Source organism: Succinatimonas hippei YIT 12066 (assembly GCF_000188195.1).
Classification (GTDB): domain Bacteria; phylum Pseudomonadota; class Gammaproteobacteria; order Enterobacterales; family Succinivibrionaceae; genus Succinatimonas; species Succinatimonas hippei.
Genome location: NZ_GL831067.1, coordinates 20,659 through 35,516, shown reverse-complemented (window position 1 = coordinate 35,516; position 14,858 = coordinate 20,659). Strand labels below are relative to the sequence as shown.

Annotated in this window: 16 protein-coding genes; 12 read left to right on the top strand and 4 right to left on the bottom strand. The window is 40.1% G+C overall.

Annotated elements, in window-relative coordinates; translation table 11 throughout:
- Nucleotides 1-3: 3 nt before the first annotated feature.
- Complete coding sequence (gene glnS, locus HMPREF9444_RS09270; protein WP_040909494.1) at nucleotides 4-1,686, bottom strand: glutamine--tRNA ligase; 1,683 nt, start codon at nucleotides 1,684-1,686, stop codon at nucleotides 4-6.
- A 468-nt stretch (nucleotides 1,687-2,154) separates the two neighbouring features.
- Here glnS and maoP point away from each other — a divergent pair, with 468 nt between their 5' ends.
- The gene (gene maoP, locus HMPREF9444_RS09265; RefSeq protein WP_009144171.1) at nucleotides 2,155-2,502 is read left to right on the top strand and encodes a MaoP family protein; all 348 of its coding nucleotides are present in this window, start codon (nucleotides 2,155-2,157) and stop codon (nucleotides 2,500-2,502) included.
- A 33-nt stretch (nucleotides 2,503-2,535) separates the two neighbouring features.
- On the opposite strand, the gene HMPREF9444_RS09260 is transcribed toward maoP, so the two are convergent.
- Nucleotides 2,536-2,844, bottom strand: coding sequence for an AzlD domain-containing protein (locus HMPREF9444_RS09260; protein ID WP_009144170.1), 309 nt, complete (start codon nucleotides 2,842-2,844; stop codon nucleotides 2,536-2,538).
- Nucleotides 2,844-3,578: an AzlC family ABC transporter permease gene (locus tag HMPREF9444_RS09255; protein WP_009144169.1), complete on the bottom strand. Its 735-nt coding sequence runs from the start codon at nucleotides 3,576-3,578 to the stop codon at nucleotides 2,844-2,846. Before HMPREF9444_RS09255 ends, HMPREF9444_RS09260 begins: the two co-directional genes overlap by 1 nt.
- Nucleotides 3,579-3,949: 371 nt before the next feature.
- Here HMPREF9444_RS09255 and HMPREF9444_RS09250 point away from each other — a divergent pair, with 371 nt between their 5' ends.
- The 11 genes from HMPREF9444_RS09250 (at nucleotide 3,950) to HMPREF9444_RS09200 (ending at nucleotide 14,474) form a co-directional block, all read left to right on the top strand.
- On the top strand, nucleotides 3,950-4,780 hold the full coding sequence (locus HMPREF9444_RS09250; protein ID WP_009144168.1) for an IclR family transcriptional regulator: 831 nt from the start codon (nucleotides 3,950-3,952) through the stop codon (nucleotides 4,778-4,780).
- A gap of 23 nt (nucleotides 4,781-4,803) precedes the next feature.
- Nucleotides 4,804-5,304, top strand: a complete 501-nt coding sequence (locus tag HMPREF9444_RS09245; RefSeq protein ID WP_009144167.1) for a TRAP transporter small permease — start codon at nucleotides 4,804-4,806, stop codon at nucleotides 5,302-5,304.
- 11 nt (nucleotides 5,305-5,315) lie between these two features.
- Nucleotides 5,316-6,626, top strand: a complete 1,311-nt coding sequence (locus HMPREF9444_RS09240) for a TRAP transporter large permease (protein WP_009144166.1) — start codon at nucleotides 5,316-5,318, stop codon at nucleotides 6,624-6,626.
- A 13-nt stretch (nucleotides 6,627-6,639) separates the two neighbouring features.
- The gene (locus tag HMPREF9444_RS09235; RefSeq protein WP_009144165.1) at nucleotides 6,640-7,677 is read left to right on the top strand and encodes a zinc-dependent alcohol dehydrogenase; all 1,038 of its coding nucleotides are present in this window, start codon (nucleotides 6,640-6,642) and stop codon (nucleotides 7,675-7,677) included.
- Nucleotides 7,678-7,744: 67 nt separating this feature from the next.
- A complete protein-coding gene (locus HMPREF9444_RS09230; RefSeq protein WP_198002784.1) occupies nucleotides 7,745-8,782 on the top strand; it encodes a TRAP transporter substrate-binding protein in 1,038 nt (345 codons plus the stop codon).
- A gap of 105 nt (nucleotides 8,783-8,887) precedes the next feature.
- Nucleotides 8,888-9,805: a dihydrodipicolinate synthase family protein gene (locus tag HMPREF9444_RS09225; RefSeq protein ID WP_040909493.1), complete on the top strand. Its 918-nt coding sequence runs from the start codon at nucleotides 8,888-8,890 to the stop codon at nucleotides 9,803-9,805.
- Nucleotides 9,798-10,745, top strand: coding sequence for a Gfo/Idh/MocA family protein (locus HMPREF9444_RS09220; protein ID WP_009144162.1), 948 nt, complete (start codon nucleotides 9,798-9,800; stop codon nucleotides 10,743-10,745). Before HMPREF9444_RS09225 ends, HMPREF9444_RS09220 begins: the two co-directional genes overlap by 8 nt.
- 8 nt (nucleotides 10,746-10,753) lie before the next feature.
- On the top strand, nucleotides 10,754-11,638 hold the full coding sequence (locus tag HMPREF9444_RS09215) for a sugar phosphate isomerase/epimerase family protein (RefSeq protein WP_009144161.1): 885 nt from the start codon (nucleotides 10,754-10,756) through the stop codon (nucleotides 11,636-11,638).
- A gap of 43 nt (nucleotides 11,639-11,681) precedes the next feature.
- Nucleotides 11,682-12,671, top strand: a complete 990-nt coding sequence (locus HMPREF9444_RS09210) for a Gfo/Idh/MocA family protein (protein ID WP_198002783.1) — start codon at nucleotides 11,682-11,684, stop codon at nucleotides 12,669-12,671.
- Between the two features lie 14 nt (nucleotides 12,672-12,685).
- On the top strand, nucleotides 12,686-13,465 hold the full coding sequence (locus tag HMPREF9444_RS09205) for a sugar phosphate isomerase/epimerase family protein (protein ID WP_009144159.1): 780 nt from the start codon (nucleotides 12,686-12,688) through the stop codon (nucleotides 13,463-13,465).
- Between the two features lie 79 nt (nucleotides 13,466-13,544).
- Entirely contained in the window at nucleotides 13,545-14,474 is a 930-nt protein-coding gene (locus HMPREF9444_RS09200) for a ribokinase (RefSeq protein WP_009144158.1), read from the top strand.
- 124 nt (nucleotides 14,475-14,598) lie between these two features.
- Here the strand turns inward: HMPREF9444_RS09200 and HMPREF9444_RS09195 are convergent.
- A partial coding sequence (locus HMPREF9444_RS09195) for a hypothetical protein (protein WP_009144156.1) occupies nucleotides 14,599-14,858 on the bottom strand: 260 nt, incomplete at its 5' end.

The following is a 14,858-nucleotide window of genomic DNA, read 5'->3' as shown; positions in this document are numbered from 1 at the left end:
AAATCATGCCTGAGTTTTTTTGTTATCACGTAAAGCCACGGTTAAATTAAATACCGGAGCCCCTTCAACAAAATCTTTTGATTCAACACAGAAATATCCTTCACGTTCAAACTGGAAGGAATCTCCGACTTTTGCATTTTTAAGTGAAGACTCTAAAGCTGCATCTTTGATGATTTCTTTTGAGTTTTCATCAACACATGCAAGAAAATCCTCTTCTGCGCCGGGATTAGGGACTTTAAACAACCTGCCGTATAAACAAACTTGTCCCCTATAACAATCATTGGCATTTACCCAATGAATAACTCCCTTTGGTTTATGTCCTTCAACATCAGTACCAATAGAATTAGGTACAGCTTCTACATGAACGCAGGTTACATTACCGTTTTCATCTTTTTCGCAAGATACAGCTTTTACGATATAAGCATGACGCAAACGAACCTCATAACCTAACTTAAGACGCTTGTACTGTTTGTTTGCCTGTTCTCTGAAATCTGCAGCATCAATGAAAAGCTCTTTGCTAAGAGATAATTCGCGAGATCCTAAGTCTTCTTTCTCAGGATGATTAGGAACGGTTACTTTATCAACAGTTACACCATCTTCACCGAAATTATCAATTACCAACTTTATCGGGTGCAAAACAGCAAGAGCACGCGGAGCCTTTGTATTCAAATCATCACGAACACAAGTTTCAAGAGCGCTCATTTCTACGGTGTTTTCCTGCTTGGTAACACCAATACGGCGGCAAAACTCACGAATTGAAGCAGGAGTATAGCCGCGTCGGCGCAATCCTGAAATCGTAGTCAAACGCGGATCATCCCAACCGTCTACAAGACCTTTTTCAACCAAAAGATTTAATTTTCTTTTTGACGTCAAAGAGTACTCAAGATTAAGTCGGCTCATTTCATACTGATGAGGACGAGCTTCAATACTTATATGATCTAAAACCCAATCATAAAGACGGCGGTTATCCTGAAATTCCAAAGTACATATAGAATGGGTAATCCCCTCAATCGCATCAGATATGCAGTGAGTAAAATCATACATCGGATAAATGCACCACTTATCCCCGGTTAAAGCATGAGATGCAAACCTTACGCGATAGATAACCGGATCGCGCATGCAAATAAACGGCGATGACATATCAATTTTGGCACGCAGGCATGCTTTTCCTTCTTCAAACCCGCCGTTTTTCATTTTTTCAAATAAGGCCAGGTTTTCTTCCACACTGCGATAGCGATACGGACTATCTCTGCCAGGCTCTTTTAAAGTACCTCGATACTCACGAATTTCCTCCGGAGACAGTTCATCCACATACGCAAGACCTTTATTAATTAGTTCTAATGCGTAACCGTACAATCTGTCAAAGTAATCAGATGAATGACGAACTTCTCCCGACCAACTAAATCCAAGCCACTTTACATCTCTCTCAATTGAACGAATGTATTCAAGATCTTCTTTTACAGGATTGGTATCATCAAAACGCAGATTACAAGTACCGTTATAATCTCTGGCTAAGCCGAAATTTAAACAAATAGATTTAGCATGTCCGATATGCAGATAACCGTTAGGCTCAGGCGGGAAACGAGTTGCAATATTTGTAACTCTTCCCTCTTTTAAGTCTTCGTCAATAATATCTGTAATAAAATTGCGCGGAATTCTTTCTTCATTAACTTTTTTGTCTTCCATCGCAGCTCCAAAAAACATAAACAAATTTTATTTACAGCTCTTTTTTAAAAAGCCCCTAAGATTAACTGCTAAAAAGCGAACATTAATCTAAAATCAATTACCATATCTCGTTCATTTACTGCTTATAAAAAACAATTTAAATGCTTTTAAAAGTTTTAATAAACGACAAATCTCATGTCCTTAGACAAGGATTTCCGGTATTTTTCTAATTACATTCTCCTGATTTTAGCAAAGCTGCATAAAAGCCTCAATTTTTTATCTGTTTTTATCAATAAAAGCTTTGATTTATATAACAAAAAATTAAATTTAATTAATTATGTAAAAACACATCCATTAATCAATTACTAAAGTCTTTGTTGATTTTTATCAAAGCCATATACGCAAATAAGAAATTTAAATGTTAAAATGTGACGCTAAAATTAAGCGTTTAAAATTCAAAACGCCTATTCTTTTGAGGAAAAAACACAAATGAGCTTCGAATCCGAAAAGCCGTTTAACGATTTTCAGCATTTTGCCCGCGGAATTCGCCGCAGCGGCGAATTTTCGATCCGCGAATCAAATCTTTTAGAGCAATGCGGTACTGCTATGATGGAACTTCATAAAGGAATCCGTAAGCCTAAAGATGAAACCGAAGAAGTTTTTTTAAAACAACTCAATAGTGCCGAAGTAATAACCGATCCTTATGCTAAGGTATTCAAGAAGTATTTACAGGTGATTCAACCGCGTCACTTACATCGTTTGTGCTCCGTCGGCAGTGATGATGATATCGGTGATTTTAACTCATCCTCTTCATCTGAAGACTCAAATATTGATTAACCTAAAGAACTCCGCTTAATGCGGAGTTTTTTTTTAAAGAGCTAAAAAAGCTAAAACCGCACATACGGACAAAATCACGGTAACGGATAAAGGTGCCTTTAACACAGAACTTACAATTGCAACAACTGTTCCGACACTTGCGGCATTCATATACCCAGGCACACTATAAAAAATGCCGGGGAAAACCAAAGCAGTCATAGCCGTATACGGAATCAAATTTAAAAATCTCTCAAGCCAAGGAGTAAGTTTAACTTTGGAAATAAATAAAGCCGGAACAACACGCGGCAAATATGAAACAAGACACATTCCTAAAATAATAAACAAATAGCGATTATCTTCCATTACTTGCTCTCCTCTGCAACATTACAATTTTGAAGAGATCTTCCCCGCTCTTTACTAGAAGGCTTAATTAAGCAAGCACCAATCGCAGCCCATAATAAAGTAGAAATTACTATCGCCCAACTTCCGTCAATAAATAAAGATAATAAACAATTAAACAACGCAGTCATAATCACCATCAAAGCAATCTTATGATTGCTTTTACAACCGGGCACTACTAATGCAATAAAAAGAGCATAGAGAGCAATTCCGAGTCCGGCAGCAACCCAACCCGGCAAAATCGAATTAGCAATAACCCCTATTACTGCACCGCTTATCCAAGACGAGTAAGTCAGTATAATAAGACCTGCTATATAAGGTAATTTTGCCCGTTCCTCAGGAGCAGTAGTAAAAATAGCAAAAGTCTCATCAGTAATATAAAAAGAAGTCCATGCTTTAATCGGCGCTTTTAAATAAGGCATACGATTAAAAACACAAGCGCTCATTATGAAATATCGAAAATTGATTAAAAATGTTCCGATAAATATTGCTGCTAAACTTGCGCCTTGTGCCGTCATTCCGACACCAAGAACCTGCCCCGATCCTGAATATACGGAAAAAGACATCAATATCGTCTCAAAAGGTGAAAATCCTGCCTGAAGAGCAGACACTGCATATGCGATACCGACCGGGATATACCCCAAAACCACGGGAATTCCGTGTTTCATACCAAGAAAAAATAATTGACGAGAATTCATTTTTATAACTTACAAAAAAATAACGCGCGATAGTTTAGCACCAAATTCGAGCAACCGACATAGTTGAACATTAATCTGCAAAATGAATTTTATTTAGTATCAGACCTTAATATGACCGACAGAACAAACAACAAAGTAAAACTGTTTACCTAAAAAAACAAGTTATAGCGTGATTTTAAATAAAATCGCAAATGCGAAACATTTCCCTTAAAGAGTTAAATATTGTTCATATATGCGAACTTTTCGTCTTGGTGAATTTTTTCTGTTTAACATATCAAAAAGCCGATATAAAGGCATTTTTAAACAGAATTTATACAAAAATTCATGTTAATTTAATACCAACTTAATACGAGATAGGATGATTATTTTTCATGTTTATGAATGATTTTTATTCTCATTCAGTAAAAAACGAAGATCTACAATCAAACACCAAACAGGTGAAATCAGTTGTCAGAACTGTAGATCTTCTTCTTTTATTTGCAGACACGCGACGTTATCTAACACTTCAAGATATCAGTGAGATGATGAACCTACCGAAATCTTCTACTTTTGAACTGGTTAACACTATGGTACAGAAGGGAATTTTGGAACTGAAAAATTCCGGTAAAAAGACTTACGGTCTCTCCCTATTAGCTTTCGAAATAGGCTCTGCGGCTGTAGCGGATTTAGGTGTTATAGATATCGCACGACCATACCTCCAAGAATTGAACCGTGTAACCGGAGGAACAGTATTTTTAGGAACTGAAAATCGCGGAAAAATTGTTTACTTAGACAGAGCTGAAGATCTGTCTTTAGTAAAGGCTGATGCAAAAATCGGTTCAAGACGAGATTTACACTCTACATCATTAGGTAAAGCTATGCTTTACGCATATCCTGATGACTTAATTTTAAAACTTTTAGGTCCGGAGCCATATCCAGCCAATACACCTCTTACCAAAACAACTTCTTTTGCCATTTTACAAGATGCTCGTATATCACGTGAAAGAGGATTTGCCGTCGATGACAGAGAAGACGGCCCTTATATGTATTGTATCGGATCAGTATTGCGCAATCACCGCAATGAGCCTGTCGCATCTATTTCAGTGTCCAGTCTTGTAAATCAAATAACCGAAAATAAAAAAAGATTTATCGCAGACAAGGTTAAAGAAGCAGCTTTACAAATCTCTCGTCAACTCGGTTTTTGCGGAGAAATTTTGTATTAACAGTCAAATACAAAAGGAGAAACATGATGAAAAAAATCTTGAATAGCGTAGATACGACGATCCACTGGATCGAAGATACCGTTTCTGCAGTTTCACTCGCTGCAATTGTAGCAATCGCTGCAGCCAACACTATAGATCGTTATATATTTGATTCTGGCTTTCTGTGGGCAGACGAGTTAAATCAAGCTTTATTGGTAACAATGGCAATGTTTGGCAGCGCCCGCGCTGTTCGTACCGGCGGACACATTGAGTTTGGCACAGTAAGCAGTTTACCTAAATCAAAATCTGTACGTATTGCTATACGCTCAGCTATTTTAGCAATTACTATAGGATTTCTTATTTTCTTATTCATTATCTGTGCCCAATACACAGCAAGGGGAACAATTCTCAGTACAGTTCTAAAAGTTCCAAGAATGTACTACTACATGTCTATGCCGATAGGATTTGCTCTTTGTCTTTATGAATATATTCGTACTTCTAAAAACAAAATAGTAAATGATCCTATTTCACAAGGAAATGAATAGGAGAACAAAAAATGGGCATTATCATCACATTACTTATCATTGCTACTTTCGTCTTTATTATAGTAGGTGTACCGATTTATGTAACCTTACTGCTGACAGGGGTCCTTAGTTTAGGAGTATTAGCAAGCAGTACAGGCACTCCAATTGCAACCGTAGCGGTATCCCAGGCTATTTATAACGGAATGGGAAATTTACCGTTACTTGCGATTCCTTTCTTTATGCTCGCAGGTGAAATCATGAACCGCGGCGGCATCACTGAGAAATTGATCCGTTTTGCATTACTGCTAATTGGTAGACTTCCGGGTAATTTAGCACATGCAGGAATTGTATCCAGTATGTTTTTCGGTGGAATTACCGGTTCTGCTCAGGCCAGCGCTTCATGTATGGGCGGAATTTTAATTCCAGCAATGAAAAAAGAAGGATATTCAGTTAGAGAGGCTGCAGGAGTTATCTCTGCCGCTGCTGTTTGCGGACCGATTATTCCTCCTAGCATCATCATGGTTGTTTACGCTACTGCAGTAGGTGCTTCTGTTGGTTCTATGTTCATGGGAGGTATTTTACCGGGACTTCTGATCGGCCTTTCCTTAATGTTCGTCGTAATTTTGCGCGATCGAGTCTGCCATTTCCCCAGAAGAACCGAAAAGTTGACTTCTGATGAAATTAAAAAGTCTTTACTTGATGCCATAATTCCTCTTGGCATGCCGCTCATAGTAGTAGGCGGCATTATGGGAGGTATTTGTACAGCTACAGAGGCTGGAGCCATCGCTGTGGTATACAGCTTAATAGTAAGTTTGTTTATCATTCGTACTTTAACTTTCAAAGATTTATGGCCAATCCTACTTAATGCTGTCAACAGTGCCGCTCCTTTACTGTTAATTATCGCCTGTGCCCGAGTTTTCAGCTACGGTCTCACCGCTTTGCAAATGCCGGTAATGGTCAATGACCTAATCTTATCCATTACCGAAAACAAATGGGTTTTCCTGCTACTTGTCAACATTCTGCTTCTTATCATGGGCATGTTTATGGACGGAGGAGCTGCAGTAATTATTCTTGCTCCAATCCTTGCTCCTGTTGCTTTAGCCATGGATATAAGCCTGATCCACTTCGGCCTTGTAATGTGTCTTAACCTTACTATCGGATGCATCACTCCGCCGCTTGGTTACTGCTTATTCATTACAGGAAAAATCGGCAAGATTTCCATTGAAGAAACCGTTCGTGGCATTATGCCCTACCTTCTTATTGAGATTGTTGTATTGCTTGCAATTACATACATCCCTGGTCTCGTCACTTATATACCTGAAGTTTTAGGATACAAGATCTAAAAGAGGCAATAAAATGAGACGTATTGCGTTAGTAGATTATGGCAAGCTAGAACTCCAAAACGGAATTGCTGAAATAAAAGAACTTCAGCAAGGAACAGTAAAAATTGCAGTTAAAGCCTGCTCAATATGCGGTAGTGATATTGCACTTTATCGCGGACAGAGATCTCTAAAAGACGAGAGATACTTCGGACATGAATTCTCTGGCATTGTTACTGATGCCGGCACCCAAGCTAATGGTATAAAAGTCGGAATGAGAGTAGCAAGTGAACTAAGCCGAACTTGCGGACAATGCTGGAACTGCCTAAACGGACTCAAAAACTATTGCAAAAGCATGAATAATGCTTTGCTTCCCGGAGGTTTTTCCGAAGAAACTTTAGTTCTTAATACACCAGAATACAGTTTCTTAAGTCAAATACCTGACTCTTTGGATTTTGAGACGGCAGCGCTGCTTGAACCTACAAACTGTGCTTTCCGCATCGCCCACCAGGCAAACATAACACCGGGTGGCAGTGTTGTGATTTTTGGTTTGGGCGCAATGGGCATAATTTCAGCTCTTATTTTAAAAAGCTTAGGTGCAAGAAAAGTTGTCGGTGTCGACCGCAGTCTTCAACGCCTTCAAAAATTACGTTCTCTTTCCTTAATTGATGTTGTAAACGGAAACGACACTAACTGGCTTGAACAAGTTCAAGAAATGACCTCCAGTAAAGGTGCTGACATTGTAATTGAAGCAACAGGAGCCACCTCAGTTCTTGGTGATGTCTTTAAGACAGTAAGACCTGGTGGCAGAATTGTTGTAGCTAGTGTTTATCATGCTCCGGCTGGAGATTTAACTTTGTTGCCCATTATGAGGAAAGAGTTAACTATCGTCGGTGCAAAAGGTCCATATCCTCACATTACTTCCGAAGGGAAGTCAATACCTGTTCAAATCATGATGAAACTGCAAAAAGAGCTTCAAAAACTTGTCACAGTTTACGACTATAAAGACGCATTACAAGCTTTTGAAGATGCAATGTCAGGTACGGCAATCAAAGCGGTTATACGCTTTAATTAAGGTTTATTTTAAAACTAAACAGCAGTGAAACTTTTAATATCAGAAACACTGCCAAAAGGAGATGTTTATGAAAAAATTAAATTCATTATTATGCGCTGGTATCGCTTTAGCTATGCTATCTGCATGTTCTGACGGAGATAAGCCATCCTCCAGCAGTGCTGAAACAGCAAAAGATGCTTCCACTGTAGTTAAATACTCTGTTGTATTCGCATCAAGCGGCACACAAGCAGATGGAGCACACGCACTTGAAAAACTAATCTCTGAAAAATCAAACGGTCGCCTTACAATGCAATTTTATCCTTCTGCACAATTAGGAGATAAAGTCGCGACTTTTGAAGGTTTACAAAACGCTACCATAGAAATGACCGAGTGTGCTGTTACCGACTTATCTGCTTTTAATCCTATCTGGTCGGTTTTTTCCCTTCCTTACTTATGGGATAGTGGGGAACAAGCCATAAAAACAATAATGGATCCAGCAGTCGAAAATGTACTTAAAGCAGATGCAGAAGCCAACGGTTTTAAGATTATCGCTTGGACTGATTTAGGCAGCCGCAGCTTTGTCAACACCAAACGTCCCATTAATACTCCTGCTGATCTTCAAGGTCTTAAAATGCGTGTCATGGAAGATGCCGTTCTAGCTGATTCTGTAACAGCAATGGGAGCGATTGCAACACCACTTCCGTTTAGTGAAGTATATACTGGTATGCAACAAGGCACGCTTGACGGAGCCGACTACCAAATCCCCAATGTCTTGGCTGCTGCATGGCAGGAAATCTGCAAATATATGTCACTAACCGAACATTTCACTATTCCTGATGTGGTTTTCGTCAGCAAAGCTTGGTATGACAACCTTTCTCCTGAAGAGCAAAAAGCCATCACCGAAGCAGGAGCTGCTTTTACTCAACAGTGGAATACTGAGATTTGGCCTAACGCTATTAACTCATCCCGCGCAAAACTTGAAGAAGCCGGCATGCAAATCAACGAAGTTGATAAAAAACCTTTTGTTGACGCTGTAAGCAACGTTATTAACAACTTCCTTGCCAATGCCTCAGATGAACAAAGAGAGTTTTACAACTTGATTGTTGAAACCCGTAAAAAATATTAAACAACTAATCTAATGTTTTACAAATAAATTTTATACCTTGCCAAGGCGGGGCAGAATAGATTTCCGCCTAAAAAACAAAACATTATCTATATAATGGAGAAAAACATGTATACCAATAGATTACACGGCGTCGTCATCCCGACCATTACCCCTATGCATGAGGATGGCACTCTTGATGTGCCCTCACTTGAAAAATATACCGAATTCCTAATAGGTACCGGCATTAACTGCCTATATCCCAACGGCACCAACGGCGAAAGCTTGATGCTGACTAAAGAAGAGCGCGAAACAGTAGCCCAAACCATGAGCGACGTAAATGCCAAGCGTCTTCCCATTTTCATTCAGTGCGGCAGCATGACCACAGAAGAGACCGCATCACATGTCAAACACGCCGTAAAAATCGGAGCCGATGGTGTTGGCATCATGACTCCTGCCTTCTTCACTATGGATGAAGAAGCAATGTTTGAATACTACAGCGATGCTATCAAAGATGTCCCTACTGATTTCCCGATTTATGTTTATAACATCCCAGGATGCACTACAAACGATGTCACTCCGACACTTCTTGGACGTCTTATGAATACATTCCCAAATGTGATCGGCATCAAATACAGCTGTCCCAATCTGATGCGCATTGAAGACTATCTAAGATGCTGTGAGAGTAAACCTGACATTTTAATCGGTTGTGACAGTTTGTTTTTGCAGTGTCTCATCACCGGAGGTGTCGGTACCGTAACAGGTCCCGGAGCAGTATTCTACAAACGCTTCAATCGTGTCTACCGTCAATATATGGCAGGGGATCTCAAAGGCGCTCAAGAGACGCAAAATCAAATTGTCAAACTTGATCGTCAGTTAGCCGGAATACCGGGCATCCCGGCTCTTAAAACCATGTTGAAACAACGCGGCATTATCGAATCAGACACCTGCCGCAAACCATTACGCAAGCTAACGCAAAAAGAATGCGACACCATTGCCCGTGTCATTGAAAACTATGATAAAGAAGAGGAAAACATCCATGAGTGACAAGAAAATCAGAATCGGCGTTATCGGTGTAGGCTACGTCGCAAAAAATAATTTTCTACCGGTACTTCCGCGCTTTGACGATGTCGAATTCGTAGGTTTAATGGCAAATCATCTGGAAAGCGCACAACATGCCCAACGCTTATGCGGTGCTCAACATGCTGTTTCCTCTTTGCAAGAGCTCGTAGATCTAAACTTAGATTGCGCTTTCGTACTGACACCTAAAGCCTGTCATGCCGAACAAATATCTTTCTTGCTTGAACACGGACTTGACGTCTACAGTGAAAAACCTATGGCAACAACATTGCGTGATGCCGCCCACATCGCAGATCTGGCTGAAAAGACCGGACATAAATTAATGATCGGATTTAACCGTCGCTATGCTCCTGTATGCCAAAAGGCTAAAGCAGCGTACGGCGAAGGTCATCCTGAAGTCATAATCGCCCAGAAAAACCGTCCCGCTACAGAATATCGCGCCACCTTGGAAAATGCTATCCATATGGTTGATTTAATGCGCTATTACGGCGGTGAAGTAAAAAACGTCAATGCGTTGACTAAATATAGCGATCCGTATTATGAAACCTTTACTACAGCGCAGCTTGAATTTGATAACGGAGCATCCGGAATGTTAATTGCCGCCCGTTGCTCAGGGCAATGGGAAGAAACCATTGAACTTCACGGCAATAATCTTTCAGCTTTTATCAAAATGCCTGACAGTGTCACCGTAACCGATGCACAAGAACAGCATACAACAGTAATGACACCGCTTGCTATGGGATGGGCGCGTTCTGAGGATAAGCTCGGTTTTACTAACGCAATCCGTCATTTCCTTGACTGCGTTCGCGACAACAAAAAACCTATAACCGATGCAGCTGATGCTTATAAAACCCATGAACTGCTGGACCGTATTTTGCGCAGCGCCGGTCTTCCTGCTATGGACTAAGGAGAAATATGATGTTTAAAATTGCCGGACATACTATGGGAACTCCTGAATATACCGTATTAGAAGCAATTGAGCTAATGCATAAAATTGGAGCAAATGGAATCGAAATTGTTGTTCAAGACGACTATCGTTCAGGTATTCCTTGTAATTGCGATGAAAAAACATTAAAGGAAATAAAGGATTGTGCAGAGCGCAATAACATCAAAATTATTTGCCTGACTCCATATAATTCATATTTCAATTCCCTTGACGAAAAAAAGCGCCGCCAAGAAATTGACGCCATCAAAAAAGTTATTGATTACTGCGAATTTTTCGGAGCCAAATACATTCGTATATACGGTGGTAATTTAGCAGCAGGCGATAATGAAAAGCTTGCTGAACGCCGCGCCAAACTTATTGAGTCAATGCGTGAGCTTGGCGATATTGCCGCTCAAAAAGGCGTAACCTTGGTAATTGAAAATCATTTTAATACCATGTCGGTTTCCGCCAAAGACAGCGCTGCACTTATCCGCGATATCAATCATCCTGCCGTCCGCATCCTTTACGATCAGGCTAATCTTACTTTTACCGAAAACGAGGATTACCTTCATGCTATAGCATTGCAGCAGCAATACGTTGCTTATATGCATGTTAAAGACTTAGTGTTCAAAAAGGGTGTTGCGTTCTCCTCGTCAAACGTAGCCCATCCCGATGAATCCGAACGCAACGTATACACACGTATCGTCGGGGAAGGTGTCGTTCCTTGGCCAGAAATTCTGCGTCTAGTAAAAGAGCACGGTTATGAAGGATGGCTCTCACTTGAATATGAACGCCGCTGGCATCCTGATGATATTCCCGATGCTTCTATCGGTATGAAAAAATCAATTGAGTACTTACGCAGTATCGATCTGTAAATCACTGCCGGGAAAATCCCGGCATATTGCGGAGAAATGAATCGTGAATAAATCCACCATGAAAATAGCTCTTTTGGGTGTAAGCCATTGGCACTTACCACTTTATTTACCAGGTTTACCTGACGGGTCCGTTGTCGGAATAAGTGATGATAACGAAGAAATTGCCTCACGCTTTGCTGCCCCCTATGCCTGCCAATATTTTACGGACTACCGTCAAATGCTGCGCACGGTAAAACCCGATTTCGTCTTCGCTTTTGCACCACATAATCAAATGCATGAAGTGGCAAGTTACCTTATAAATGAAAAGATCCCTTTTACTATTGAAAAGCCTGCTGGGCTTAATCAAGAAGAAGTCGCAGATCTATACAATAAATCCGAGCAAAAAAACGTCTTCTGTGCAATTCCCTTTGTATGGCGCTACAGCGACACCGTAAATGACTTAAAACAGCGTTATCTAAAAGGACAAATCAACCACATGTCATATAGGTTCGTAGCAGGTCCTCCTTCTCGCTATTTAGCCACTTCTCGTTGGATGCTGTCACAAAAAACCGCCGGCGGCGGATGTATGACTAATTTAGGCGTACATTTTATCGATATGGCTCTATATCTTACAGGATGCACAAAGGCAAAGACACTTGCCTCCGTTTATCATTACGCATATGAATACGATATCGAAACCTATGCTTCCTCACTGCTGCAGCTTGACTCGGGTGCCTCATTAACACTTGAAAGCGGCTATGCTTTCCCAATGACTGACGGAATAAAGCGCGAAAATCGCTGGACGATAGTTACCGATAAGGGTTACTACACCCTCGCTGAAAATGATTTGGAAATACGCGTATTTGATGATATGCCCCAACATATTGGATTAAATACTGACAGTGATCCTTATTACGAAATTTTCGCCCGTACTACATTAAACGACTACGAAAACGGAATCCGCCCCCGTGCTTCCCTAAAAGAAATGCTTGAGACGCGAATTATTCTTGATGACATCAACGCCAAAGCTGCAGCTTTGCGTAAAAACAAATAGAAGGAGCAACAATTATGAAACTAGGCGGATTCGGATTAATAGAGCATTATGAATCCATTAGTGCTGCTGGCTATGACTATGCTGAATTGGATATGCCTGAAATTGAAGCGCTTTCAAATGATGCCTTTGCGCAATTTAAAGACAAAACAGCATCCGTCGGTCTACCAATTCTTACCGGAGCGCGTATTCTGCCGATTGCAGTACCTACTTTCTTTATTGACGGCTTTAATCCTTCAAAGCTTGCTCCCTATCTTAAACACAGCTGCGAACGAGCTGCAGAACTAGGAATCAAAAAGGTTATTTTAGGCAACGGCAAAGCCCGTATGTTACCAAAACCTGCCAGCATTAAAAATGAAGCTGTATTTCTGGAACTGTTACGCATGATGTCCGAAATTTCCGGAGAAAACGACCAAGAAATGATCTTAGAGCCGCTCGGTCCCAAGTATTCAAACTATATCAATACGCTTGAAGAAGCTGTAGAAATTGTTAACAGAGTTAACATAAAAAATCTCTACATCATGGCAGATCTGCGCCATATGCTATGGTCAAAAGAAAGTCTTGATGATTTGTCGTCATTCGTAAACTATGTTCACCACGTCCACGTTGACTATCCACTGTCATTCCCTGAACGCGGATATCCTTGTGCATCAGACGATTATGATTACAGCAAATTCGTCAATGAATTAATAAAATCAGGATACAACGATACTCTTACAATCGAAGCTGACTTTCCAAAAGACTGGAAAATCGCCCGACAGGGAGCAATGGAAGTTCTTCAAAAATTATTTAAATAACAATAGAAAAACAAACCTTAAAAAGCTATTTAAATAAATTTTTAACTTAAAACCTTGATGCCGAATATCAGGAGTACTTATGCCATCAGTCTTAAATTTCGGATCTTTAAATATCGACTACGTTTATGGGGTCGAGCATTTTGTCAGTGCCGGAGAAACCCTAGCATCAACATCGCGTGAAGTTTTTGCGGGAGGCAAGGGGTTAAATCAATCCGTTGCTTTTGCTAAGGCCGGATGTTCTGTATATCATGCAGGAGCTATAGGTAAATTTGATGGAGAGATTTTACTTAATGTCTTAAAAAAGGCAGGAGTTGATATTTCCAATATCCAGCTACGTGAAGACGTCACCAGCGGGCATACCGTCATTCAAGTAGACAAAAACGGGCAAAACTGCATTCTCTTATATGGAGGAGCCAATCAAAGCCTACAAAAAGATCATATAAAACAAGTTCTATCCAAATTTACAGTAGGCGATTTGCTGATGCTGCAAAATGAAGTCAATAATCTTGATTACATGATGGAAGAAGCATCTGCTCGCGGTATTCAAATTGCATTCAATGTTTCACCGTTTTGTCCTGCTCTCTTAAACTTGCCCTTGCATCTTTGTTCTTATCTTTTGGTAAATGAAGTAGAAGCTGCAGGTATTGCGCAATGTTCACCTAATGAAAAACCAGAAAAACTGCTTGCAGCATTAGAAAAACACCTTCCTGACGTTAATATTGTTCTTACTTTAGGAGCAAGAGGATCAATATTTAAACCCGTAGGAAGTGATCCTCTTTATCAGGGAATTTTTAAAGTACAAGCAATAGATACCACAGCGTCGGGTGATACCTATACCGGATTTTTACTCGGTTCTCTTTTACAGGGTAAAAACGCAAAAGAAGCTCTTAAAATCGCTGCTTGTGCTGCTGCCGTTGCTGTTACCCGCAAAGGTGCTGCACCTTCTATTCCTTCTTTACAAGAAGTTTTAACAAGTGATTTAATCAAAAACGAGGATTGCTCCTTTTAAACCTTGCTAATATCAAGCTGAAAATCAATACGGCAGTGAAACACTATAAAAAAGCTGTTTATGCCGTATATGATATTACGGTAAAACGATCAAAAGACAATGCTTTTTTCTCATATCCATGTCCTTAAGCATATGAAAAATTAGCCTCAATCGTAGTCTTTATCGGGGCTTTGGACAAAAATTCAATCACAGCTTCAAGGCTTTTAAATTTTTCTTCCCGCGTTTTTGAAGTTTGTGATTTTTGATATTGATTGGCAATAGTTCGGATCATCTTAAAATTCTGCTTAAGCGCACGGATGTTGAGTTTAAATAAATTTACACAATATTCGTCCCACCACGGGTCACAATTGACGAATACCTTGTACATGGAGATGTAATACCTGT

Bases quoted from the DNA above. Each gene is read 5' to 3' on its own strand.
- glnS (WP_040909494.1), bottom strand. From the start codon at position 1,686: ATGGAAGACAAAAAAGTTAATGAAGAAAGAATTCCGCGCAATTTTATT.
- maoP (WP_009144171.1), top strand. From the start codon at position 2,155: ATGAGCTTCGAATCCGAAAAGCCGTTTAACGATTTTCAGCATTTTGCC.
- HMPREF9444_RS09260 (WP_009144170.1), bottom strand. From the start codon at position 2,844: ATGGAAGATAATCGCTATTTGTTTATTATTTTAGGAATGTGTCTTGTT.
- HMPREF9444_RS09255 (WP_009144169.1), bottom strand. From the start codon at position 3,578: ATGAATTCTCGTCAATTATTTTTTCTTGGTATGAAACACGGAATTCCC.
- HMPREF9444_RS09250 (WP_009144168.1), top strand. From the start codon at position 3,950: ATGTTTATGAATGATTTTTATTCTCATTCAGTAAAAAACGAAGATCTA.
- HMPREF9444_RS09245 (WP_009144167.1), top strand. From the start codon at position 4,804: ATGATGAAAAAAATCTTGAATAGCGTAGATACGACGATCCACTGGATC.
- HMPREF9444_RS09240 (WP_009144166.1), top strand. From the start codon at position 5,316: ATGGGCATTATCATCACATTACTTATCATTGCTACTTTCGTCTTTATT.
- HMPREF9444_RS09235 (WP_009144165.1), top strand. From the start codon at position 6,640: ATGAGACGTATTGCGTTAGTAGATTATGGCAAGCTAGAACTCCAAAAC.
- HMPREF9444_RS09230 (WP_198002784.1), top strand. From the start codon at position 7,745: ATGAAAAAATTAAATTCATTATTATGCGCTGGTATCGCTTTAGCTATG.
- HMPREF9444_RS09225 (WP_040909493.1), top strand. From the start codon at position 8,888: ATGTATACCAATAGATTACACGGCGTCGTCATCCCGACCATTACCCCT.
- HMPREF9444_RS09220 (WP_009144162.1), top strand. From the start codon at position 9,798: ATGAGTGACAAGAAAATCAGAATCGGCGTTATCGGTGTAGGCTACGTC.
- HMPREF9444_RS09215 (WP_009144161.1), top strand. From the start codon at position 10,754: ATGATGTTTAAAATTGCCGGACATACTATGGGAACTCCTGAATATACC.
- HMPREF9444_RS09205 (WP_009144159.1), top strand. From the start codon at position 12,686: ATGAAACTAGGCGGATTCGGATTAATAGAGCATTATGAATCCATTAGT.
- HMPREF9444_RS09200 (WP_009144158.1), top strand. From the start codon at position 13,545: ATGCCATCAGTCTTAAATTTCGGATCTTTAAATATCGACTACGTTTAT.